This window comes from Acinetobacter sp. F9 (assembly GCF_019195275.1).
Classification (GTDB): Bacteria; Pseudomonadota; Gammaproteobacteria; order Pseudomonadales; family Moraxellaceae; genus Acinetobacter; species Acinetobacter pseudolwoffii.
Genome location: NZ_CP078068.1, coordinates 1,934,625 through 1,957,835, shown reverse-complemented (window position 1 = coordinate 1,957,835; position 23,211 = coordinate 1,934,625). Strand labels below are relative to the sequence as shown.

20 protein-coding genes are annotated in these 23,211 nt (G+C 45.8%); 5 read left to right on the top strand and 15 right to left on the bottom strand.

Annotated elements, in window-relative coordinates:
• Positions 1-5: 5 nt before the first annotated feature.
• Positions 6-896: a 3-hydroxyisobutyrate dehydrogenase gene (gene mmsB, locus KT990_RS09285; protein WP_218208687.1), complete on the bottom strand. Its 891-nt coding sequence runs from the start codon at positions 894-896 to the stop codon at positions 6-8.
• Positions 897-907: 11 nt separating this feature from the next.
• Positions 908-2,437: a CoA-acylating methylmalonate-semialdehyde dehydrogenase gene (locus tag KT990_RS09280; RefSeq protein WP_218208686.1), complete on the bottom strand. Its 1,530-nt coding sequence runs from the start codon at positions 2,435-2,437 to the stop codon at positions 908-910.
• A 177-nt stretch (positions 2,438-2,614) separates the two neighbouring features.
• Here KT990_RS09280 and KT990_RS09275 point away from each other — a divergent pair, with 177 nt between their 5' ends.
• Together KT990_RS09275 and KT990_RS09270 are read left to right on the top strand one after the other, a co-directional pair.
• Positions 2,615-3,499: a LysR family transcriptional regulator gene (locus tag KT990_RS09275; protein ID WP_005096883.1), complete on the top strand. Its 885-nt coding sequence runs from the start codon at positions 2,615-2,617 to the stop codon at positions 3,497-3,499.
• Between the two features lie 168 nt (positions 3,500-3,667).
• Positions 3,668-4,345, top strand: a complete 678-nt coding sequence (locus KT990_RS09270; RefSeq protein ID WP_218208685.1) for a type 1 glutamine amidotransferase domain-containing protein — start codon at positions 3,668-3,670, stop codon at positions 4,343-4,345.
• Between the two features lie 86 nt (positions 4,346-4,431).
• On the opposite strand, the gene aliA is transcribed toward KT990_RS09270, so the two are convergent.
• The 4 genes from aliA to KT990_RS09250 form a co-directional block, all read right to left on the bottom strand.
• Positions 4,432-6,087 (bottom strand): cyclohexanecarboxylate-CoA ligase, encoded by a 1,656-nt coding sequence (aliA, locus tag KT990_RS09265; RefSeq protein ID WP_100357178.1) that lies wholly within the window; start codon positions 6,085-6,087, stop codon positions 4,432-4,434.
• Positions 6,088-6,139: 52 nt separating this feature from the next.
• Complete coding sequence (aliB, locus tag KT990_RS09260; RefSeq protein WP_100357179.1) at positions 6,140-7,297, bottom strand: cyclohexanecarboxyl-CoA dehydrogenase; 1,158 nt, start codon at positions 7,295-7,297, stop codon at positions 6,140-6,142.
• 12 nt (positions 7,298-7,309) lie between these two features.
• On the bottom strand, positions 7,310-8,092 hold the full coding sequence (badI, locus tag KT990_RS09255; protein ID WP_005170964.1) for a 2-ketocyclohexanecarboxyl-CoA hydrolase: 783 nt from the start codon (positions 8,090-8,092) through the stop codon (positions 7,310-7,312).
• A gap of 62 nt (positions 8,093-8,154) precedes the next feature.
• Positions 8,155-8,922, bottom strand: a complete 768-nt coding sequence (locus KT990_RS09250; RefSeq protein ID WP_100357180.1) for a glucose 1-dehydrogenase — start codon at positions 8,920-8,922, stop codon at positions 8,155-8,157.
• A gap of 447 nt (positions 8,923-9,369) precedes the next feature.
• Between KT990_RS09250 and KT990_RS09245 the strand changes: the two genes are divergently transcribed.
• Complete coding sequence (locus KT990_RS09245) at positions 9,370-9,861, top strand: MarR family winged helix-turn-helix transcriptional regulator (RefSeq protein WP_005170960.1); 492 nt, start codon at positions 9,370-9,372, stop codon at positions 9,859-9,861.
• Positions 9,862-9,943: 82 nt separating this feature from the next.
• Here KT990_RS09245 and KT990_RS09240 read toward each other — a convergent pair whose 3' ends face one another.
• Complete coding sequence (locus KT990_RS09240; protein ID WP_005096892.1) at positions 9,944-11,215, bottom strand: MFS transporter; 1,272 nt, start codon at positions 11,213-11,215, stop codon at positions 9,944-9,946.
• A 332-nt stretch (positions 11,216-11,547) separates the two neighbouring features.
• On the opposite strand from KT990_RS09240, the gene KT990_RS09235 reads away from it, so the two are divergent.
• A complete protein-coding gene (locus KT990_RS09235; protein WP_005096893.1) occupies positions 11,548-12,771 on the top strand; it encodes a CaiB/BaiF CoA transferase family protein in 1,224 nt (407 codons plus the stop codon).
• 78 nt (positions 12,772-12,849) lie between these two features.
• Here the strand turns inward: KT990_RS09235 and KT990_RS09230 are convergent, their stop codons facing one another.
• The 8 genes from KT990_RS09230 to KT990_RS09195 all read right to left on the bottom strand — a co-directional run bounded on the left by KT990_RS09230 (position 12,850) and on the right by KT990_RS09195 (position 22,601).
• Positions 12,850-14,532: an AMP-binding protein gene (locus KT990_RS09230; RefSeq protein WP_100357182.1), complete on the bottom strand. Its 1,683-nt coding sequence runs from the start codon at positions 14,530-14,532 to the stop codon at positions 12,850-12,852.
• 76 nt (positions 14,533-14,608) lie between these two features.
• Positions 14,609-16,105: a flavin-containing monooxygenase gene (locus KT990_RS09225; RefSeq protein ID WP_218208684.1), complete on the bottom strand. Its 1,497-nt coding sequence runs from the start codon at positions 16,103-16,105 to the stop codon at positions 14,609-14,611.
• 15 nt (positions 16,106-16,120) lie between these two features.
• Positions 16,121-16,960: an alpha/beta fold hydrolase gene (locus tag KT990_RS09220; RefSeq protein WP_005170949.1), complete on the bottom strand. Its 840-nt coding sequence runs from the start codon at positions 16,958-16,960 to the stop codon at positions 16,121-16,123.
• Positions 16,961-17,095: 135 nt separating this feature from the next.
• Positions 17,096-18,898, bottom strand: a complete 1,803-nt coding sequence (locus tag KT990_RS09215; RefSeq protein ID WP_218208683.1) for an acyl-CoA dehydrogenase C-terminal domain-containing protein — start codon at positions 18,896-18,898, stop codon at positions 17,096-17,098.
• 211 nt (positions 18,899-19,109) lie between these two features.
• The gene (locus KT990_RS09210) at positions 19,110-20,090 is read right to left on the bottom strand and encodes an NAD(P)H-dependent flavin oxidoreductase (RefSeq protein WP_100535106.1); all 981 of its coding nucleotides are present in this window, start codon (positions 20,088-20,090) and stop codon (positions 19,110-19,112) included.
• Positions 20,091-20,101: 11 nt separating this feature from the next.
• Positions 20,102-20,890 (bottom strand): enoyl-CoA hydratase-related protein, encoded by a 789-nt coding sequence (locus tag KT990_RS09205; RefSeq protein WP_180000070.1) that lies wholly within the window; start codon positions 20,888-20,890, stop codon positions 20,102-20,104.
• A gap of 35 nt (positions 20,891-20,925) precedes the next feature.
• Complete coding sequence (locus tag KT990_RS09200) at positions 20,926-21,849, bottom strand: 2-hydroxyacid dehydrogenase (protein ID WP_100328626.1); 924 nt, start codon at positions 21,847-21,849, stop codon at positions 20,926-20,928.
• Positions 21,846-22,601, bottom strand: coding sequence for a class II aldolase/adducin family protein (locus KT990_RS09195; RefSeq protein WP_100328625.1), 756 nt, complete (start codon positions 22,599-22,601; stop codon positions 21,846-21,848). The genes KT990_RS09200 and KT990_RS09195 overlap by 4 nt, the downstream gene beginning before the upstream one ends.
• Positions 22,602-22,711: 110 nt before the next feature.
• On the opposite strand from KT990_RS09195, the gene KT990_RS09190 reads away from it, so the two are divergent.
• Complete coding sequence (locus KT990_RS09190) at positions 22,712-23,149, top strand: PaaI family thioesterase (RefSeq protein ID WP_005170934.1); 438 nt, start codon at positions 22,712-22,714, stop codon at positions 23,147-23,149.
• Positions 23,150-23,211 lie beyond the last annotated feature (62 nt).

The window sequence follows — 23,211 nt, the reverse complement described above, 5'->3', positions numbered from 1 at the left end:
AAGTTTTAAGCAGGTCGCGTGGTGTATTGATGCATGATGCTGGAAAAATCCAGATGCGCATCCCCTTCCTGACACAGTTGTTGATAGAGCTTCTGCACCATGCTGCCCAGAACCACCGGTTGGTCCACCTGTTGCGCTGCATCGACAGCCAGGCCCAAATCTTTAAGCATCAGCTGTGCTGCAAAACCATCGGTATAACCCCGTGATGACGGTGCATTGGCACAGATATCCGGCCAGGGATTATAGATTTCAGAACTCCAGCAACGTCCGGTGGAACTATTGATTACCCCGGCTAGTGCTTGCGGATCAATTCCCAGTTTGGCTCCAAGTGCCATGCCTTCTGCAACGGCGGTCATGGAAATCCCCAGAATCAGGTTATTGCAGATTTTTGCAACCTGTCCTGTTCCTACAGCGCCACAATGCACCAGATTTTTACCCATACAGCTGAGGACCGGTTTTACGGCCTCAAAGGTGGCATCGTCTGCACCCACCATAAAGGTCAAAGTTCCGTCTTTGGCGCCCAAAGTCCCGCCAGAGACTGGCGCATCACAGACGCGAATCTGTTTGGCCTGCGCTGCTGCGGCAACCTCCTGAATGGTTTGCGGGTCAATGGTACTGCTGTCGATACATAAACTGCCCGCTTGAAGCACGTTCAGAATACCGTGCTCACCAAGATAAACTTCACGTACATGCTTGGCTGCAGGCAACATGCTGACCACAATATCTGCCTGTTTTGCGGCAGCTTGTGGACTGTCACAAACGATACCGCCCGCTTCGGCAAAATGCTGTAAAGCGACTTTACTCAAGTCATAACCAAAAACCTGATGCCCTGCCTTGAGCAGGTTCTGCGCCATCGAGCCGCCCATGTTGCCCAAACCAATAAATGCAATCTTCATGCTGATGCTCCTTAACGCAGGCTAATCGTGGTATTGACACCGGTGGTTTCCTGGTCATCTTCAAACCAGCGGCTGGTAATGGTTTTGGTCTGGGTATAGAACTGCACTGCCTGCTTGCCATAAGGACCTAAATCCCCCAGTTTTGAACCACGCGAACCGGTAAAGCTGAAGAACGGCACAGGTACAGGAATTGGAATGTTAATACCGACCTGACCGATATCAATCTGGTGCTGGAATGTGCGTGCAGTATTGCCATTTTGGGTAAAGAGTCCAACGCCGTTACCGAATGGATTGGCATTAATCAGCTTAATCGCTTGTTCTAAAGTATCAACATGTATGATCGCCAGTACCGGACCGAAGACTTCTTCTTGATAAATGCGCATATCGGTCGTGACCTGATTAAAAATCGTTGGCCCGACAAAATTGCCTTTTTCATAACCCGGAACATTTACATCACGACCATCCAGCAGCAGTTCAGCGTCCTGTTCAACGCCACTGTTAATTAAGTCTATGACACGGGCTTTGGCACGGGTCGAAATCACTGGCCCAACATCAGTATTCGGTTCATGCCCGGCATTCACCTTTAAGGTTTTGGTTTTAGCCACCAGTTCATCGACCCAGTGCTTGGTGTCCCCGACCATCACGGCCACCGAAAGCGCCATACAACGCTGACCGGCTGCACCAAATGCTGCACCGACCAACGCATTCAGGGTTTGTTCTTTATTGGCATCCGGCATCACCACGACATGGTTTTTCGCGCCCATCATCGACTGTACACGTTTACCGTGCTGGCCGGCCAGATTGTAGACATGCGTACCGACCGCGGTCGAGCCGACAAAGGAAATGGCTTTGATGTCACGATGGGTACACAGCAGATCCACCACTTCTTTACCGCCATGCACTACATTCAGCACACCAGCAGGTACGCCTGCCTCAATTGCCAGTTCCACCAGCATCATGGTCGATAGCGGATCCTGTTCCGAAGGCTTTAACACAAAGGTATTACCGCAGACAATCGCCATCGGGAACATCCACAGTGGAATCATTGCCGGAAAGTTAAACGGCGTAATTCCCGCACAGACACCGAGTGGTTGCTGCAAGGTATAGGTATCGACACCGCGTGCCACACCTTCAACATATTCACCCATTTGTAGTGAACCAATCGAACAGGCATGCTCCACCACTTCTAAGCCACGCTGAATGTCACCTTCGGCATCAGCCAGGGTTTTGCCCTGTTCCGCCGTTAATACTTGGGCAATACTTTTTAAGTTAGTACGAATCAGATCCTGCAGCTTCAACATAATCCGCATACGTGCCTGAATCGGGGTTTGGCGCCAGCTGGCAAAGGCATTTTGTGCGGCAGCAATCGCGGCATTGACTTCTTCTGCAGTTGAAAATGGTACCTGACCCAAAACTTCTTGAGTGGCAGGGTTGATAATATCTTGCCAATGACTGGTTTTTGATTCGACAAATTCACCGTTAATCAGGAGTTTTGCAGTGGTGAATCCGGTACTTTGCTGTGGATGATGAATGGCGTTCATGGTCGCTCCGTGCTGGTTTGTTATTGTCGTTGTGTCTGCCTTTACTGGCTGTTTTAAACGTATTATTTTTTACGCTGTTTCAGCAGACTAACAAAGAACACTTTGACCACCAATAGAAATTGATGCACGATAGATGTGCAAATATGCACAGGAATTTAACAGGATGTTAAATAGAAGATGAAAGTAGATTGGGATCATTTACGTTTCTTTTTGGTTTTGGCACGTGCTAAAACACTCACCAATGCAGCACGCTTGATTGGGGTGGAACACAGTACCGTGGCACGGCGGATTCAGGCGCTGGAAAATACCCTTGGCACGCAACTGTTTAAACGCGAAGCGACAGGGTATGAGCTGACCTCGGAAGGTCTGGCATTGGTGCCGCGTGTGGAACTGATGGAACAATCCTTTATCCAGATTGACAAACGCAACGATCCCTTGCAAGGCCGGGTGCGGATTGGTGCACCAGAAGGTTTTGGTACGGCATTTTTAGCGCGCTTACTGGCCGAGTTCTCCCAGCACTACCCTTTACTGACCATTGACCTGATTCCGGTGCCGAAAGCGATCAAACTTTCACATCGTGAAGCTGATATTGTAATTGCGATTGACCGGCCCAAATCGGGCCCCTATATCATTACCCGTCTGTCGAATTACTGTCTAAAACTGTATGGCAGTCAGCATTATTTACAGAAAAATCCGCAAATTAAAAAACTGGAAGACCTCAAGCAGCACCGTTTTGTCGATTATATTGATGATCTGGTCTATAGCTCGGCCCTGTATTCGCTGGAACGTTTACCGCTGCAATTGACTGCCTGTTTTCGCAGTAACAGTATTCTGGCCCAGCAAATTGCGGTCAGTGCCGGTGCCGGGCTAGCTATTTTACCGAAATTTTTGGCCCATGATAAAAGTGAACTGCAACAGGTTCTGGGCGATCAGGTCAGTTTTACCCACACTTTCTGGATGCTGACGCTGGTTGATCTGCAACACGAACCGAAAATTAAACTGGTCTGGGATTTTCTGCGTAAACAGGCGGACCTTCAGCAAGACCTGTTAATGGGCAGATAATTGCGCTTAAAAAACTGTTCGCTTCATAAATACAGCCTTAAGTTAATTCAACTCAAACACAAACGTATCGATACAGCAAATGAACGTATCACAACATTCCTGATGCCCGCGACTTGTTAAATTAACAAGCAGCCATTCGCAATATTTAATGAGATACAGGAAAATAACATGAAAATTCTGATCGTTCTGACTTCACATGACACGCTTGGCGATACCGGCAAGAAAACCGGATTTTGGCTGGAAGAACTGGCTGCACCTTACTATAGCTTTGTTGATGCAGGTGCAGAGCTAATTCTGGCTTCTCCTGCGGGTGGCCAGCCTCCCTTAGACCCAAAAAGTAATGAACCGGATGCACAGACTGAAACCACCAAACGTTTTGAAGCAGATGAAGTGGCCATGAAGCAGCTTGCCAATACACATAAATTAAGTGAAGTCTTAAATCAGGATTTTGATGCTGTGTTCTATCCCGGTGGTCATGGTCCATTATGGGATCTAGCCGAAGACCAGAACTCTATTTCCTTGATTGAGCAGACTTTGCAGGCCAATAAACCTGTGGCATTGGTTTGTCATGCGCCGGGCGTACTTCGTGATGTTAAAGATGCTGAAGGTCGTTCGATTATAGAAGGCAAGACAGTTACTGGCTTTAGTAATAGCGAAGAAGACGGCGTGGGCCTGACCGCTATTGTGCCATTTTTAGTTGAAGACATGCTCAAAGAAAAAGCTGGCCAATATTCCAAAGCTGATGATTGGCAGGCTTATGTCCAAGAAGATGGTCTGCTCATTACCGGACAAAATCCTGCCTCTTCGGCTGCGACAGCTGAAGCTTTATTGAAGTTATTAAAATAACGCGATAAATCAATTTAAGGTTTGGCTTCCCATTTCAATCTATAGCAAAAACTCCTGAATATATTTCAGGAGTTTATCTTTAAAGATCAATTGGCTGAGGCAAGATGACTGGCCAGCAGTTCACGAAGTTTAAACTTCTGGATTTTTCCAGACGGCGTCATTGGAATATCTTCCCAAATCTCCAGGCGTTCTGGAATATATTGCATCGCGAGATTATGGGTTTTTAAAAAGTTGACGATATCATTCAGTTCTAATGGCTGACTTAGATCTTTAAGCTTGATAATCGCACAGGCTCTTTCACCGAGTCGTTCATCGGCATAGGCGACCAGCGCCACGACGGCGATATTCGGATGCTTATACAGCAGAGATTCAATTTCTGCGACCGGAATATTTTCTCCACCGCGAATGATTACATCTTTTTTACGTCCCCATATCCGGATATAGCCTTGCTCATCCTGATAGGCAATATCTCCGGTATCAAACCAGTCATCTGCATCGGTATCATTTAAATGTGCACGTTTTAAATAACCGCCAAAACTTGAACAGGCACGAATCATTAAGCGTCCCGGCTCATTCAGCGGTTTAATTTCTCCCGCTTTATTGACGATTTTGATCTCTACACCGGGCAAAGCAATCCCATCCGTATTAAAGGAACGTTCATCCTCATCTTCAGGTCGTGTGGTGGTAATTGCGCCGCACTCGGTCATGCCCCAAGCAGAAATCACTTTGACACCTAAGGTTTCCCGTGCTTTTTGTACCAATGAGCCTGGAATCGGTGCACCTGCACACAAGAAGGTTTTCAGGCTGCTGACCTGATTCTGCTGCTCCGCAACGGTGGTAGACAGGTCATTCAGGAATGGTGTAGATGCCATGGTAAAACTGACCTGATGCTGGTGAATTAAATCCACTGCCTGTGACACATCCCAGACATCTTGCAACACCACTTTGGCATTCAGTTCAATCGGCATCATCAGGCCATACATAAAGCCGGTTTGATGCGCCATGGGTGAAGCCATGAGTACTACATCATTTTCATTTAAATGCAGACGTTCGGCATAGGGAACGATATTTGAAAATAAGGTATTGGCAGTATGCATTACCCCTTTCGGCTCACCTGTGGTGCCAGAAGTAAAAATCAGCTGGGTAATATCATCGGGTTGAGCTTCAAGCTGATCCAGGCCTGCAATTGCTGCGGAATCCTGCTCAAGCCCATGATTGACCAGGACCCGGTCAAAATTATTCTCTTCAAGACCATTGACCACCACCACATGTTGCAAAGTCTCAATTTTAGTCTTTAAGTGATTTGCCAGCTGTTCATGATCAAAATTACGGAAGTTTTTCGGTACGATAAATACTTTGGCTTCGCCATGTTTCAGCATGAATTCCAGTTCACGCTCCCGAAAAATCGGCATCAAAGGATTTAGTACAGCACCGATGCGGCTACAGGCCAGATACAGCAAGGTAAATTCCCACCAGTTCGGCAACTGGCACGAGACTACGTCATTTTGAGTAACACCCAATTGCTTTAAGCCTAAAGCAATTTTATTGGTTATCTCCCAGAGATCCTTGTAGCTAAACACCTGCTCGGTTTTGTGTTCCATCTTAAAACTGACCAGCGCAGTTTTATCTGGATTCTTGTCGATGGCCTGACGCAGAGAATCAATAATGGTTTTATTTAACCAGTAGCCATCTTTCAGCATCTTCTCTTTTCTGGAAGCTATAAGAACCGCATCGAATTCCATTCGTTCACTCCTAATTTTAATTATATGGGCTGAGTCTTTACTGAATAATGCACTAAGCCGGAACAGCCTTTCGACCTGCTTTTTTACGCGCAATAATAGTTTTCATAATTTGTGCAGTACCATCGCCAATCTGGAAACCCAGTACATCGCGCATGCGCTGTTCCATGACACCACGATCATATCCGGCATGACCAAAGGTCAGCAAACATTGATGAATTACATCATAGGCCAGCTTCGGTCCCCACCATTTACACATTCCAGCCTCGGAGGTGTGTGGCAGATGATTGTCTTTCAGCCATAAGGTTTGCAGACAGAGTAAACGTGCGGCTTCTACCTGAGTTTCATACTCGGCCAATGGATGTGACACCCCTTGAAAAGCGCTTAAGGGCTGGCCAAAGGCTTCACGTTGCGCTGCATATTCCCAGGCTTCATCCAGACTGACACGAGCCACGGCCAAAACCTGTAAACCAATCAAGGCACGTGAAAAGTCAAAGCCTTGCATGACCTGCACAAAGCCTTTGTTTTCATCACCGAGACGATGATTGACCGGTACACGGACATTATCAAAGAAGATTGAACCGCGACCAATGGCACGTTGCCCATGACAGTCAAAACGCGTGGTGCTAATGCCCGGTAAATCCATCGGAACTAGAAGTGCTGTCACGCCATGTGCGCCGTCTTCATTGGCACCAGTACGGCCAAATACCACCGATGCATCGGCCTGATCGGCAGCCGAAATCGAGGTTTTTTCGCCGTTAATGATATATTCATCGCCGTCACGTTCAATTTTTAAACGTAGGTTGGCGGCATCTGAACCCCCACGCGGTTCGGTCAATGCAATTGAAAAAATCGCTTCACCCGCAGTGAGTTTTTTCAGCCAGGGCTCTACCACTTCCGGTTGTCCATGTTCAGCCAGAATCTGGCCATTTAGCGAAGCGAGCAGATTGATATAAGAAAAACTTAGATCTGCCTTGGCCACCGCTTCATGAATGACCCCTGCAGCCAGACGTCCCATGCCTTGACCGCCATACTGTTCAGGCAGTTCCGGCGCAATAAAACCCATTTCACCCATTTTCTTGACCAGATCACGATCAAAGATTCGGCTCTGATCACGTTCTAAAAAGCCGGGGGCAATATATTTTTGTGCAAATTTTTCAACGGTTTCTGCTAAAAATTCGAGCTCTTCCGTGATATAAGGATTTTTAGTCATCAGTCATTTTCCTTATTTATAAAATTTACGAAATTCAGGCTGACGTTTTTCCTTCAGGGCATTGACGCCTTCGCGCGATTCTTCCGTATCATAATAAAGTTTTAATGCATACATCCCCATGCCGGCAATTCCTGCCTGATGTGCCGTATCCATATTGAAGCTACGTTTGGCAATCGCGATTGCGGTCGGACTGCGCTGACAGATTTCTTCGGCCCAGGCCTGTACTTCGGCATCGAGTTGATCGGCAGGAACACATTTATTTGCCAGCCCCATTTCAACTGCTTCCTGTCCACTATAACGGCGGCACATATACCAGATTTCACGGGCTTTTTTCTCACCCACAACACGAGCCAGATAAGCTGTGCCATAACCTGGATCTACTGAGCCCATTTTCGGGCCCACCTGACCAAAAATGGCTTTTTCCGAACAAATGGTCAGGTCACAAATGGTGGCCAGAACGTTACCGCCACCAATGGCATAACCTTGTACACGAGCGATCACCGGTTTTGGTACATCACGAATCGCGGTATGCAACTCTTCCATCGGTAGACCAATGGTACCGCGGCCATCATAATTACCATCGTGAGCAGACTGGTCGCCGCCAGTACAGAAAGCACGATCACCGGCGCCAGTCAGTACAATCGCACCCACTTCACGGTCATAGCCGGCCTTGTTTAGGGCCTTGATTAATTCATCACAGGTGGTGCCACGAAAGGCATTCATTTTTTCTGGGCGATTGATGGTGATCCAGGCCACACCGTTTTTCACTTCATATAAAATATCTTCAAAATTCATTGTTATAACTTCCTGTATTTATCTATCTGACCTTATTTTTCGTATTTTCTAGCAATTTTTGCTTAACCACTCATGGTTAAACCACCAGAAACACTGAGTACTTGCCCGGTAATAAAGCTGGCATCTTCACTTAAAAAGAATGCAATCGAAGAAGCTAAATCTTCCGGCTGGCCTAAACGACCAAGTGGAATAGCACGAGTGAAAGCCTCACGTAATTTTTCTGGATTCGATGCACCCTCGGTGACACCTGCCAGTAAGGCTGTATCGGTTGGTCCGGGACAAATCACATTAATTTTGATGTTATGACGAGAATGTTCACGGGCCAGTGTTTTTGAGAATGAAAGCAGTCCGCCCTTACATGCAGCATAAACCGCTTCACCTGAAGAACCGACTCGGGCAGCATCAGAGGCAATGTTGACAATACTGCCAGAATTGCGCTCGACCATACCTTTCAGAACGGCAAAGTGCATATTCAGCATACCGACCAGATTGATCTGAATCAGTTTTTCCCATTCTTGCGGATTCGTTTTGATAAAAGGTTTGAAAATATCCCAACCGGCATTATTGACCAGTCCATCAATCGGCCCAAGCTCGGCTTCTACTTGCTGTACAGCCTGCTCCACAACAGTATTTTGAGTAATGTCACACTGCACAGCCAGGGCCTGGCCATTCTGCTGGTTAATTTCTGCGGCCAGTTTTTCTGCTGCTGCAATATTCATGTCAAAGATCGCAACTTTCGCACCTTCTTCCGCCAGACGGCGGCAGGTTGCTGAACCGATGCCACCTGCGCCACCGGTCACAATTACGACTTTATCCTTCAACCCTTTCATTTAACTCTCCCTGGTATATTTTTATCTGATTCTGATTAACTATTGTTCATATATCGCCTGTTATCACTAAAATAGAATTAGAATATTTTTATGTCAATATATTTACATAAAATAAGTTTATATATTTATTTTATAACTTATTATCAATAACTTGTAATTTTAACAAATTAAAGACATTGACACATATCAGCTTTACTCTTAGATTTGCACTATCAATCACAGGCTCATTTTCAGAATAATGCAACCTGAATCGAAAAAACTTTTTATGTTGCTTCATTCAATCAAGCTGACTGAATAAAGAGAAAAAAATCATGATTTCTCAAGTTAATATGGTGCCAGTGTACTTGGGTTCTACATGCGCGCTGCAATCTGGAATTCGATTTATGCGAGTGAGCTCTAAGCTATACTCTTTTTTATTTAAACGTGTTGAGCTGGGTGGCTTATCAAATGAGTGATACTGTGTCAAAAAAATATGATCAATCCTTATACTCTGCCCACAATAGACTTTTTTTCAGGCTGTTTCAGGTGGGGAATACGCTGGATCGCAAATGCTCGAATGAACTGGGAATTTCTCCAGTGCATTGGGCTGTACTGGGAGCCTTGTCTCGGCCGCGGGTAAAATCAGGGATGTCATTTTCTGATTTGACCGAATACCTCGGTGTAAGCCGGCAAAATCTGGACGCAGTTTTAAAACGTCTGGAACGTGATGGTCTGGTTGAACGGATTATCAGTGAGCAAGACAGACGTGCTAAAAATGTCGCGCTGACCAGCGAAGGCTTTAAAACCTGGGATAGTTTGCAGAATGATTTTTTTGATTTTTATGGACAGGCTTTGAACAAGCTGACTTTTGATGATGCCATTACTCTGATTCACCTTCTTAATAAAGTCAATGACGGCCTGAAAAATATTCATTTGCCAAAAGAAATGAATGCAGAATAAAAAAATGAGAAGCACGATGCTTCACTTTGATTCATATAAAAATGAGCCCGAGCAGGCTCATTTTTACAGACTTTATGAATAGTTATGCTTTTTGCGGATCATATTGACGGTCCTTGATAAAGATCCCGGATACAGCACCACATAAGAAATATGCACCGCCCATAATCAGGAAGCCCAAACCGATAGAGCCACCACTTGCAGCCGCCCCGATAATTGCAGGTGCAAACATGGCGCCAATACGCCCGGCATTATAAGCACCACCAACCGCAGTACCACGAATCGAGGTTGCAAAGCTTTCGGTCATGTAGGTGGCATTAATCGCATAAGGAATACCGTACAGGAAACCAAAGAAAATCAGCAGATAGGCAATATTGTCAGGGCTATTAAACAGTACAATCACCGGCAGGAAGATCGCTGTGCCAATAGCACCAAAGGCAAAGACAAAACGGCGTCCTAAACGGTCTGCTGTAAAGCCAGCCAGAACCTTGCCGAAAATCATGGCGACATAAGTCCCAATCATATAACCTGCCATCGATTTAAAATCCATATGTAATTCAGATTCTAGATAGGCCGGCATCCAGTTGTTGACGCCGTAATAACCAAACTGTAAAAAGCCAGCGGTTAAAATCCACAGGATAAACATTCTGCGGTTTCTAGGATCGGCAAAAATTTCCTTGGTGGTACTTTTTTTAACAGGTCGATTTGCCGTTACATCTGCAGGCGCATATAAACGTTGCAGTCTGGCCCGCTGCCAAGACTCTGGTTCTGGCACCAGTTTCTGGATAAAAAATGCCATGGCGGCTGGAATAATCGCGACAAAGAACAGCATCCGCCAGCCGTAGTCTGGAATAATCCAGCCAGCAAGCAAGGTCGCCACAATATAACCGACTGTCCAGCCTGCCTGTAAGGTTCCCAAGACTGTTGTCCGATATTCAGTAGGTACATATTCTGCCATCAATGTATTGGCTGCAATATATAAAGCGCCAATTCCGAATGCAGACAGAAAGCGTAATAGCGCGAACTGTTCAAAATTCTGGGTAAAACCCAGTGCCGCAGTCAATGTAGAAAAAATCAGGATGGAAATGACCACGGTGCGTACCCGGCCTAAATGGTCACAGGCCCAACCGCCCATAAATCCGCCAATGGCCATCCCGGCCAAAGTGAAACTTCCCAGTGCTCCTGCCTGTAAATTGCTTAAGCCAAACTCAGCTTTGAGACTGTTCAAGCTAAATGACAGCAATAACATGTCTGCGCCATCGACCAGTAAGGCCAGAAAAGCAAATATAAAGGCAATTTGCTGGGTTCTTTTGGTCGTGGGCTTGATTTTTCCTAATTCTGTTGCGAGATCCGTCATTGTAAATATCCTTGTTATTGCTTATTTCGTATTGATGTTTTAATTGCCATCTTGCACATAGACGGGTTGCTACAAATGCAATCCTGACAATTTTTAGCTCCTGTTTTTCTTGGTTTCTCTGAGAGATTTTCAGATCTCCTTTTATTTTTGCTGTTCCTGTCGAGCCCAATCAAGGTAATTAAGATAAGTTGAATTTTCAACAATATTTGATATTAAGTTTTGTTATACGAAATTAGTTATCGCTAATTTGATTATTAAATCATTTTAAGATATTTTGATATGAGGATTAGAAATTAGATGATATTGAATACAATAAAACAGGGAGTGTAAGGATGGGTGCTTTAACAGGCTTTCGCGTACTGGATTTAAGCCGTATTTTAGCCGGCCCGTGGTGCAGTCAAATTTTGGCCGATTTAGGCGCCGAAGTGATTAAAATTGAAAAACCTAATCACGGGGATGACACGCGAATCTGGGGCCCGCCCTGGCTAAAAAATGACAAGCAGGAAGATACGCATGAATCGGCATATTATCTTTCTGCCAACCGCGGTAAACATTCAGTTGCCGTGGATCTGTCTACGCCTGAAGGTCAAGAGATCATTAAAAAAATTGCCCAGCAAAGTGATGTGGTCATCGAGAATTATAAAGCGGGTTCTCTAAAAAAATATGGTTTGGATTATGAAAGTCTGAGTCAGTTAAATCCGCGTCTGGTGTACTGTTCAATTACCGGCTTTGGCCAGAACGGCCCACGTGCACACGAACCAGGTTATGATTTTATTATTCAGGGCATGGGTGGCATGATGAGCGTCACCGGTGAACGCGATGACTTGCCGGGAGGCGGCCCGCAAAAAGCCGGTCTGGCTTTTGCTGACCTGACCACCGGTTTATATTCTGCAATTGCCATTCAGGCGGCATTATTGTCGCGGGAAAAAACCGGTGAAGGCCAGCATATCGATATGGCACTGCTGGATACCCAGGTGGCTTCCCTCTCCGTTCTGGCAATGAATTATCTGACTTCAGACAAAGTGCCGGGCCGCTTTGGAAATGCGCATGCCAATATTGTGCCTTATCAGGTGTTTAAGGCACAGCAAGGTGAGTTTATTATCGCCTGTGGCAATGACCTGCAATTCAAGGCCTTGTGTCAGGCAGTGGGCTTGGCTGAGGTCGCCGAAGATCCTCGTTTCCTAAAAAATTCAGGACGGGTGATGCATCGTGAAGAGCTGACCACAGTGCTACAGGCACATTTCTATAAGCAACCCGCACAAACCTGGGTGGATCTGATTCATGCAGTCAAAGTTCCGGTTGGTATGATTAATAACCTGAAGCAGACTCTGAAAGAAGAACAGGTATTGGCACGTGAGATGGTCATCCAGATGCCACACACTTTACGTGAAGATTACACCTCGATTGGCTCACCGATTAAACTTTCCAAGACCCCGGTAGAGTATAAAAAAGCGCCACCCTGTTTAGGTGAAGATACCGATGTAGTCTTAAGCCAGTTTTTAAGCCCGGATGAAATAGATGAGCTGAAAAGCAAAAAAGTCATCCAGCAGCGATAAGCTAGCAAGCAATAAAAAAGGAATCTTTATGATTCCTTTTTTATTTTCACCGTAATTAGCCAGATTTTCTATTCTTTTTTAACAGGCTTTGGTATTGGGCTGAACAGTTCGAGGCAGTTCACGACGCAAAATTTTGCCGACCGCAGACTTTGGCAATTCAGATACGAATTCTATATATTTTGGCATTTTATAACTGGTCAGTTGCTGTTTCAGGAAAGCCATGACCTCGTCCTGAGTCAGGTTGGCGTCCTGTTTCACAATAAATGCCTTGGGTACCTGTCCGGATTTTTCATCCTCAATCCCGATCACGGCACATTCCAGTATTTTGGGATGTTTGGACAGTACGCCTTCCAGCTCATTCGGATAGACATTAAAACCGGAAACCAGAATCATGTCCTTTTTACGGTCTAGAATGGTGATATAACCCTGCTCATCCATACAGCCGATATCGCCTGTCAGAAAGAAGCCGTCTTTCGTAAATGCCTGAGCCGTTGCTTCCGGTTGCTGCCAGTAACCTTTCATCACCTGAGGTCCTCGAATGGCGATTTCTCCAGCCTGCTGAAACTCAACCGGCTTGGCCTCATCGTTTAAAATCAGGATTTCAGTTCCTGCCAGTGGCAAACCAATGGTGCCACTAAAGCGTCGGCTCAGCGGTGGATTAAAGGTCGCAGTAGGTGATGTTTCAGAAAGTCCATAACCTTCATAAATCTGGCAGCCTGTGATTTCATGCCATAACTCGGCAGTGCTTTTTAAAATAGACGATCCACCACCTGTGGTGGTTTTAAGACGTGAATGATCCAGCTCACGAAATCGAGGATGATGTCCCAGCGCGTTAAACATGGTATTCACGCCCGGAAAAACAGTCGGTGGGTGTTTCTGATATTGATCCAGCAAAGCATCCAGATCTCTCGGGTTCGGAATCAGGACATTGGCGAAACCGCGACTCAAACCATAACTGAACAGGCAGATAGTAAAACCATAAATGTGATACAGCGGTAAGGCACAGAACACATATTCATCTTCGGTAGCATAGCGATCTCCGAAATGACTGATAAAGACCGTACTGTTCTGCGCGATATTAAAAAGAATATTGCGATGGCTCAGTTCAGCACCTTTGGATACACCCGTTGTTCCACCAGTATATTGCAGAATGACCGTATCTTTCTGATGCTGTACAGGCGTCTTAAAATCGATCGTTTCGACTTGATCAATCGCCTGTTTAAAGTCAAAAAACCGTTTATCTGGATATTCTGCAGCCTGACGAGAAACTGTCACGGGCTGATCCTGAATAAAATCCATCGGATGCGTTGAAATCACATATTTGAGTGCAGGACATTCATCTAGTGCTGTTAATTGCTCCAAAGTCTGTCCCAGAATAATCAAGGCTTCTGCCCCTGAATCCTGTAGCTGATGATACAGCTCGCGCTGAGTGTACATCGGATTGACATTGACCAGCACATAACCGGCACGAATAATGGCAAAGGTCGCAATCGGGTACTGAATAATATTCGGCAACATTACTGCAATACGGCCACCAGCTGCCAGCCCCAACTCCTGCAAATAGGTGGCGAATTTCTGGCTATATACGTCGATGTCTTTATAGCTGAACTTGCGATTCCGATAGATAAATGCAGTTTTATCCTGAAATTTAACTAAATTATCAGCAATCGTCATGCTCAGGGTTTTCTCGGGATCTGGCCGGGTAAATTCCGGATTGATATTCCACTTTTTATATTCTTCCATCCATGGCTGATTTTTCATTACAGCACTCCTATCTTTGCTTTAAATTTATTTCGTATTGTTAAAACTCTAAGGTTTCAATTTTCCTAGCAGGCTTTTACACCAGTTTTTGCTGCATTTGCTCCAGATACTGGTAGTGATAACCGCTACGAATAAAATGCTGATTTTTATTTCTGAATGAATGCGCATAATCTGGCCAGACCAGAGTCAACTTGCGGCTGACCGGATCCAGATACCAGCTTTTACAGCTTTCCGATAGCCAGACACTGCCTTGAGACAGTTGCTGCAGCTCCTGCATATAACTATTTTCAGCATGCTGATCAGCCTCGAAAACCTGAATCTGATTCAGCTCAAAAAATTGCAAGGCATCCAGCACCAGATCAAATTGGGTTTCCAGAAAATAAAGCGCTGAATTATGACCACTGCCGGTATTGGGTCCATTCAGGATGAACAGGTTTGGAAAATTATGTACGGTCGTTGACTGATAGCCCTGCATGCCGCTAGACCATTGTTGTTCCAGACTTAGGCCATGTTTACCGACGACCTTTGCCGCATAAGGTGGACGTGCTGCTTCAAACCCAGTGGCAAATACAATGATATCTGCAGGAAATTCATGGCCGGATTTGCTTATTACGCCATCTTGGCTTACTTCTGCCAAGGCCGAGTCTTCAAGCGTGACATGCGCTTTTAAAAAGGTTGGATAATAATCATTAGAGAGCAATAAGCGCTTGCAACCCGGCTCATAATGCGGAGTGAGTTTATGCTGTAACTCAGGGTCTGAAATCTGATGTTTTAAAAATTGCAGACAATTTTTCTTGACCCGCTCGATCTGGCTTTTCAGATTACGACGCTGGGCAAAATTGTATTCATTGCCCCAGAACAACGAGTGTCTGAGTGCTGACATACTGTCCGGATCTTTGCGGAAAAGCTGTTTTTCTGACTCAGAATAAGCCCGGTCTGGCCGCGGTAATATATATGGCGCACTACGTTGCAAGACGGTCAGGCTTTTGGCCATTTTGGCAATTTCCGGCACAAGCTGAACTGCTGAAGCTCCAGAACCGACCACAACCACGCGCTGATTATCCAGATTCAGCTGATGATTCCAGCGCGCGGAATGTATGACCTGGCCCTGAAATTCTGCCAGACCCGGAATTTGCGGGAGATGTTCATCCGCAAGATGTCCGGTTGCTGTGATTAAAATTTCTGCCTGATACAGACCTTGAGAAGTCTGAATTTCCCAGATACGTGCTTTGGCATTCCAGCTAGCTTTTTCCAGTTGAGTTTGAAAGTCGATATGTGGCCGGATATTTTCCTGATCACAGCACTGGATTAAATAACGCTGAATTTCTGCCCCTTGCGGAAAGACACGCGACCAGTCCGGATTTTTAATAAAAGAAAAAGAATATAAATGAGATGGCACATCACAGGCGACACCGGGATAGGTATTATCACGCCATGTTCCACCGACTTCTGCGGCACGTTCAATGATTTTAAAGTCGTGAATGCCCTGCTGTTTCAGACGGATTGCCATGCCCAAACCACCGAAACCGCTGCCTACGATTAAAATCTTGCTGCGCTGTACTGGAGCTTGCATTATTTTTCTCCTGTTTTAAGGCATCGACGGCTGGATTTTTTGATTTGCCGGATACTGCTGTGGATGCTGGCTAAACTGGTTCACCAGTTGCAGCACTTCTGCAGGCGCTTCGATATACAGTGCGTGTCCCGACGCAATTTCGATATAACGACTGTCCTGTATTGAGGCAAACAGCAGCTTTGCTTGAGCCAGAGGTATCATGCGGTCTTCATGGCAAGCGACGATTAAGGTCTCCGCACAAATGTCCGGCAAGATCGAGGTAATATCAATGCGATAATTCAGTTCACGTTGTTTGGCTGCATCTTGGGAAGGTTTAACAAAGCGTGCCAGATCAAGCACCTGTTGTTCGCTACGGGCACATAGATAATCATCGCTATACAGGCAATAATTGACAAAATGCGGCAAGGCAGCGGATTGTTCATTAAATAACTGTTGCCAGATGCTTGTCCGCAGTTGCTGCACCGAGCTGGTCTTTGCCCAACCGGCTAACAGAATCAAGCGCGCTACGCGCTGTTTGAGACTCGCGGCGACTTGTGCAGCAATCACGGCACCGAGTGAATAACCTACGACTGTAATAGTTTCATCTTCTGCAACTGCATGCTGAATCAGTGCTTCGACCTGCTGGCTGAAATCGCTAATCGCCAGATCAGCTTTATCAGGTGTGTGCAAATCAATTGATAACACCCGCTGATGCATGCCCAGCATCGGAAAAATATAACTAAAATGCTTGTCGGTATTTCCACCTGTGCCATGAATCAGAATAATGCTGGGAAATGCAGAACGCTGTCCGACTTCGTGATAGTTAAGTTGCAAATCAGCATAAGGAAACTGTCGAGTAATCACGTCTAAATCCATATAGACTCCTGATCTTGTTGTTTTATAGTCTGTTCAACCGCAGAGAAAAAAACTGATATTGAATACAGTTGAGATGCAAAACGGGTTATTAAAAAAAGACCCACGATCAAGAGAGGCGATCGTGGGTCAAAAGGTTTAATCGAATTTGAACTCTTCAGCTTCAAGCAGGAACAGGCTTTCACCACCCGCTAGAATATTGGCAGTATGCGTTGCAGTTCTTGGTAAAATCCGTGCAAAGAAGAATTGTGCAGTTTTGATTTTTGCTGCATAGAACGCATCGGTATGACCTTGTTCAATTTTCTGCTGTGCCGTAATCGCCATTTTTAGCCATAAATAAGCCGACACCACATAACCGGAGAAATATAAATAATCGACTGAGGCCGCACCAATTTCATTGACAGACTGTTGTGCCTGAGTCTGAATGGTTTTGGTGAGCTCCAGCCACTGTTCGGTTAGCTGGCTGACTTGTGCAACTTGCTGGCTTAATTGGGCATGTTGCTGATGATCTTTCACATAAGCCTGAATCTCATCGGTCAATGCAGTCAGCAAGCCAAGCTTTGAACCCAGAACTTTACGCGCCAATAAATCAATCGACTGAATTTCAGTGGTGCCTTCATAAAGGCTGGCAATACGTGCATCACGGGCAATCTGCTCCATGCCATGCTCGGTAATATAACCGTGACCACCGAAGACCTGCATACCATGCTTCGCCGCTTCCACGCCTGTTTCAGTCATGAGTGCTTTGGCAATTGGGGTGAGTAATGCCAGACGGTCTTCAGCTGCTTTTTTCTCATCGGGATTATCGGTTGCTTCAGCAATATCGGCATAGGTCGCCAGATAATAGGCCAGCGCACGTGAACCTTCTGCAAATACCTTTTGAGTCAGCAGCATGTTACGTACAGCCGGATGCACAATAATTGGATCTGCTGGCTGGTTGGGCGCCTTGGCACCTTCCAAAGAACGCATGGCCAGACGGTCTTTGGCATAAGCCAATGCGCCCTGATAAGAAGATTCTGCTGCTGCCAGACCCTGAATCGCTGTACCAATACGCGCCGAGTTCATAAAGGTAAACATGCAGTTCAGGCCGCGGTTTTCAGGCCCGATCAGAAAACCTTTGGCATTGTCAAAATTCAGTACACAAGTCGCATTCCCGTGAATCCCCATTTTGTGTTCAAGCGCGCTGCAGACCACGCCATTACGCGAAGCCACATTGCCCGCTTCATCCAAATTGTATTTCGGCACGATAAACAGCGAAATACCTTTGGTACCGGCAGGCGCATCGGGTAAACGTGCCAGTACGATATGCACAATATTTTCAGCCAGGTCATGTTCACCGGCAGATATAAAGATTTTCTCACCGCTGATGCTATAACTGCCATCTTCATTTGGCACTGCTTTGGTACGGATTAATCCCAGATCTGAACCAGCATGCGATTCGGTTAAACACATGGTTCCAGTCCAGCGGCCGGCAATTAAAGGCACCAGAAATTTCTGTTTTTGCTCATCGCTTCCGTGGTGTTCCAGAGTGCGCATAGCACCGTGTGATAGGCCCGGATACATGCCCCAAGACCAGTTGGTCGCGGTAATAATTTCTGAAATCGCGATACGGTATAAAGTCGGGAAGCCTTGGCCGCCATATTTTTCATCACCGGTTAATGAGGTAAAGCCAAGTTCCACATATTTATCATAAGCCGCTTTAAAACCATCTGGTGTGGTTACCACGCCATCTTGTAAACGGCAACCCTGCTGATCGCCTGTGGCATTAATCGGTAGCAGTTCGTTTTGGCAAAAATCGGCAGCGACTTCCAGATATTGCTCCATAATATCCATCGATACTTTGTCTGCGAACCTGGTATAGCCCTGATATTTCTGTTCCACATTGAGCAGGTCTTTCAGCACAAACGTCATGTCTTTTAATGGCGCAATATAATTTCTCATCGTAATTCCCTTGCATGAGTTTTTAATTTGTATATTTATGACTTAAAATTTCATAATACGAAATTATGTTTTAAATCCAATATAATATAAGTCCCAGTATAAAATCTAGTCATTCTGTGAAATTTCCTATTTAAAAAATAAAAATATTCAACATGAAAAAAAGCCATTCATGCTTGAATGGCTTTTTATTGAGTGATAACGCTTAGATGATCTAGCGCGGGAAAAATTGAGCCAAACGTTGATAAATAATCTGCTCGGCATCCTGCATGATATTGTCAATCAGCGCCTGACAGGTCGGAATATCATGAATCAATCCCATCACCTGTCCAGCGGTCAGTACGCCCGCATCTACATCGCCATTTTCCAGCGCAAGCTTGCCTTTTAAACCACTGACATAGGGACGAATCTGTTCAAACTCCAGACCTGGATCTTCACTCATTTTCACCACCAGCTCAGATACTGCATTTTTGGCAACACGCGCAGTATTTCTAAACTGCCGATACAGTAGATGTGTCGCCCTTTCATCATTGTCGACATAAAACTGTTTGATGTTCGGATGGATTGGCGCTTCCTGAGTGGCACAAAAGCGTGTACCCATATTGATGCCTTCAGCACCTAAAGCCAAAGCTGCGACCAGACCACGACCATCAGCAAAACCGCCACTGGCCACAATCGGTACAGTAAGCTGATCTGCTGCCGCAGGAATCAGGATCAGGCCAGGAATATCATCTTCACCCGGATGCCCGGCACATTCAAAACCGTCAATCGAGATCACGTCCGCACCGATTCTTTGCGCTGAAAGTGCATGACGAACCGAGGTACATTTATGAATCACAATGATGCCATGCTGTTTAAATGCCTCAATATGTTCGTGTGGCTTATTGCCTGCTGTTTCTACGATCTTGATACCGCTTTCAATAATGGCCTGTCGATATTCGGCATACGGCGGCGGATTCACAGCGGGTAATAAAGTCAGATTCACCGCAAAAGGCTGATCAGTCATGTCACGGCAACGTGCAATTTCCTTGACCAGTGCTTCTGGCGTTGGTTGCGTTAGTGCCGTTAATGTTCCCAAGCCGCCAGCATTAGATACAGCACTGGCCATTTCCGCTGTACCGACCCACATCATGCCACCCTGAATAATCGGATAGCGAATCCCTAAAAGCTCGGTTATACGGGTCTGAATGTTCATGCAAGCTCTCCTTAGCATCCGGTAAATTGTGCAGGGCGTTTTTCGAAAAAAGCCTGGACGCCTTCTTTATAATCCTGACTGTTTAGCGCCAGATATTGCAGGTTTTGTTCCAGCTCCAGTTGCTGGTCGATGGTATTTTCAGCACTGCGTTGCAAGGCCTGTTTGGTTAAAGCCAGTGCATAAGTCGGCTGTTGTGCCAGTCGCTGTGTAATGTCGTCGATATAAACATCAAATTCTGTATCTGGAAGCATTTTCCAGATCATGCCCATTTCGGCAGCCTCTTTGGCATGTAAGGGTTCACCGAGTAAAGTCAGTGCCATGGCACGTGCATAACCGATTAAATGTGGCAACATCCAGGTGCCACCAGCATCGGGAATCAAGCCGATTTTGGAAAAGGCCTGAATAAATCGGGCACTTTCCTTGGCAATGACCAGATCACAGGCCAGCGCGATATTGGCACCTGCACCGGCAGCAACTCCATTTACTGCTGCAATCACCGGTTTGGGACTCTCACGGATCAGCTTAATCAAGGGATTATAATATTTGGCCAGCGAACCTTGTGGTGGCAAAGGCACCTTGCCGAGCTGTCCGGCACGTTCTTTTAAGTTCTGTCCCGCTGAAAAGGCCCGACCATTGCCACGAATCACAATCACCCGTATATCCGGATCTGTATTCCAGCTTTTCAGCACCTGCTGCACTTCCTCATGCATTTTCCGGTTAAAACTGTTAAGTGACTCCGGGCGGTTAAAGCTTAAAGTCGCGATGCCTTGCTGAACCTGAGTTTGAATCGTATCCCACATTCGCAATCTCCTTATTTTTATCTGTATCCCTACAATTAATAACCTTTGTTGACATCTACCTGATGACACAACTCCAGACCCTGCTTGAAACGGCGGTCATTCTCCAGAATCTGTTCCACCACTACCGACATCGGCGCATGTGAGGCCACATGTGGGGTTACGATAATTTTTTCATGCTGCCAGAATGGATGCTCGGCAGGCAGTGGCTCCTGTTCAAACACATCGACAATTGCACCTCGTAGATGACCTGAATCCAGCACCTTCAATAAATCCTGTTCGATTAAATGCTGGCCTCTCCCGACCTGAATGAGAGCTGCCTGTTCAGGGAGTTGCTGGAATAATTCAGTAGATAGAATGCCGGTATTCTCTTCTGTAAGTGGCAACAGGTTAATCAGGATCTGGCTTTGAGCCAGGAAATCGGACAACTGTTCTGAACCGACATAGCTTTTAACCTGTTTAATCTCTTTCGGGGAATTGGCCCAGCCCGAGACCTGATAGCCCATGTCGGCAAAACGTTCTGCTACATAAGCCCCCATATGCCCAAGGCCCATAATTCCGATCTGGATATGCTGGCTATAACTCTGACGATACTGCTTCCATAGCTGCTGCTTTTGTTGCTGAATCATGCGGTCAAAATAACGCTGAAAATACAGCACACCCCAAAGCAGATAATCAAACATGCCTTTTTGATGATGCGGATCGAGTACCCGGCACACGGCTTGATCCGGTCGTATCTCATTCAAGTTTAAATGCTCGACCCCGGCCGCAATCGAATGGATCAGGCCAAGTTTTGGAAGTTGCTGCAATTTCTCCAGATCTGGAAACCAGCAGGCGGCCGTGGTCGCCTGCTCTGCTTCCGGGCTGTCCACTGTACAAAAACTGTCCTCAGGGGCATATTTCTGAAAAGACTTGACCAGAATGGCTTCAATGTTCGGCACAGTACTGGAAATCACAATCATGATGCATACTCCGTATATTGATGCTCAATCAGGGATAAAGCAGCCTGCCAGGCACGCTGTAAAATCGGTTCTACCAACGGACTGGCGAACTGTTTGGCGGTTTTAATCCGCACGTCTTCACTTGGATAATGTAATTCAGCACCGCCACTTAAAGCCTTGACCTGTGCCTGACAGGCGCGCTCCAGAAAATAAATTTCATGAAAAGCCCGTGCAATGGTTTCGCCAGCCGTTAATAGGCCATGATTACGTAAAATCATGGCACGATGACCAGCTAAATCCTCAATCAGGCGTTCCTGCTCATCTGTTGACAGTGCCACGCCTTCATACTCGTGATAGGCCAACTGCTGATAAAATTTCAGCGCATGCTGGGAAATTGGCAGAAGTCCATGTTTCTGGGCAGAAACGGCTATCCCATCTGCGGTATGTGTATGAATGACGCAATTCAGATGAGGATGTGCTTCGTGAATTGCGGAGTGGATCACGAAGCCAGCCATATTCACCGGCTTGTCCTGTTCATAGCTTTCTACGACCTGTCCTGCATGATTGATCTTGACCAGCGTTGAGGCACGCATTTTTTCAAAAGCGACGCCATACTGATTAATCAGAAAGCAGTCTGGCTGATCGGGCACTCTTAAACTGATATGGGTATCAATCAGGTCGGTCATCCGGTAATGCGCAATAATGCGATAAAGCGCTGCAAGCTCACAACGTGCCTGCCATTCAGCATCTGTAACCAGAGTTTTTATTGTCATGATTCCATCCTGGAAAAATATAGCATTTTGATCACTATCTGTTATATCATAATTTTAGAAAAACAGAATATTATTTCATAAGGCGAAATAAATCATTACAAGGAGTTGCTATGCCAACATCACAATTAAACGGACTTGAATATCTCACTGCCATCAAGAATGGGGAAATTTCCAGTTCAGCCATGAGTGAAATTATTCCCATGCGTCTAACGTTGGTGCGTGAGAACTATGTGGAATATGAAGTACGCCCCGATCAGCGCCATTACAATTTACAAGGTGGGATTCATGGCGGTTTTTGTGCAACGGTTTTAGACAGTGCGACCGGTGCTGCCGTGCATACGACGGTTGATGCCGGGGTAAGTTTTTCGACCATCGATCTGAATGTGAAAATGCTGAAAGCCATGAAAAGTGGTGAAACCTATACTGCCATTGGTGAAGTCATCCGGATCGGACGTAATGTACTCACTTCAGAAGGCCGGATTGTCGATAAAGAAGGTAAAGTTTATGCCTTTGGTTCAGCGACTTTATTGGTGACTGGACGCAAATAGTCTTTGAACTGATTTAAACATTCCCTGCATGTGCAGGGATTTTTATTTCTCTATCTATATAA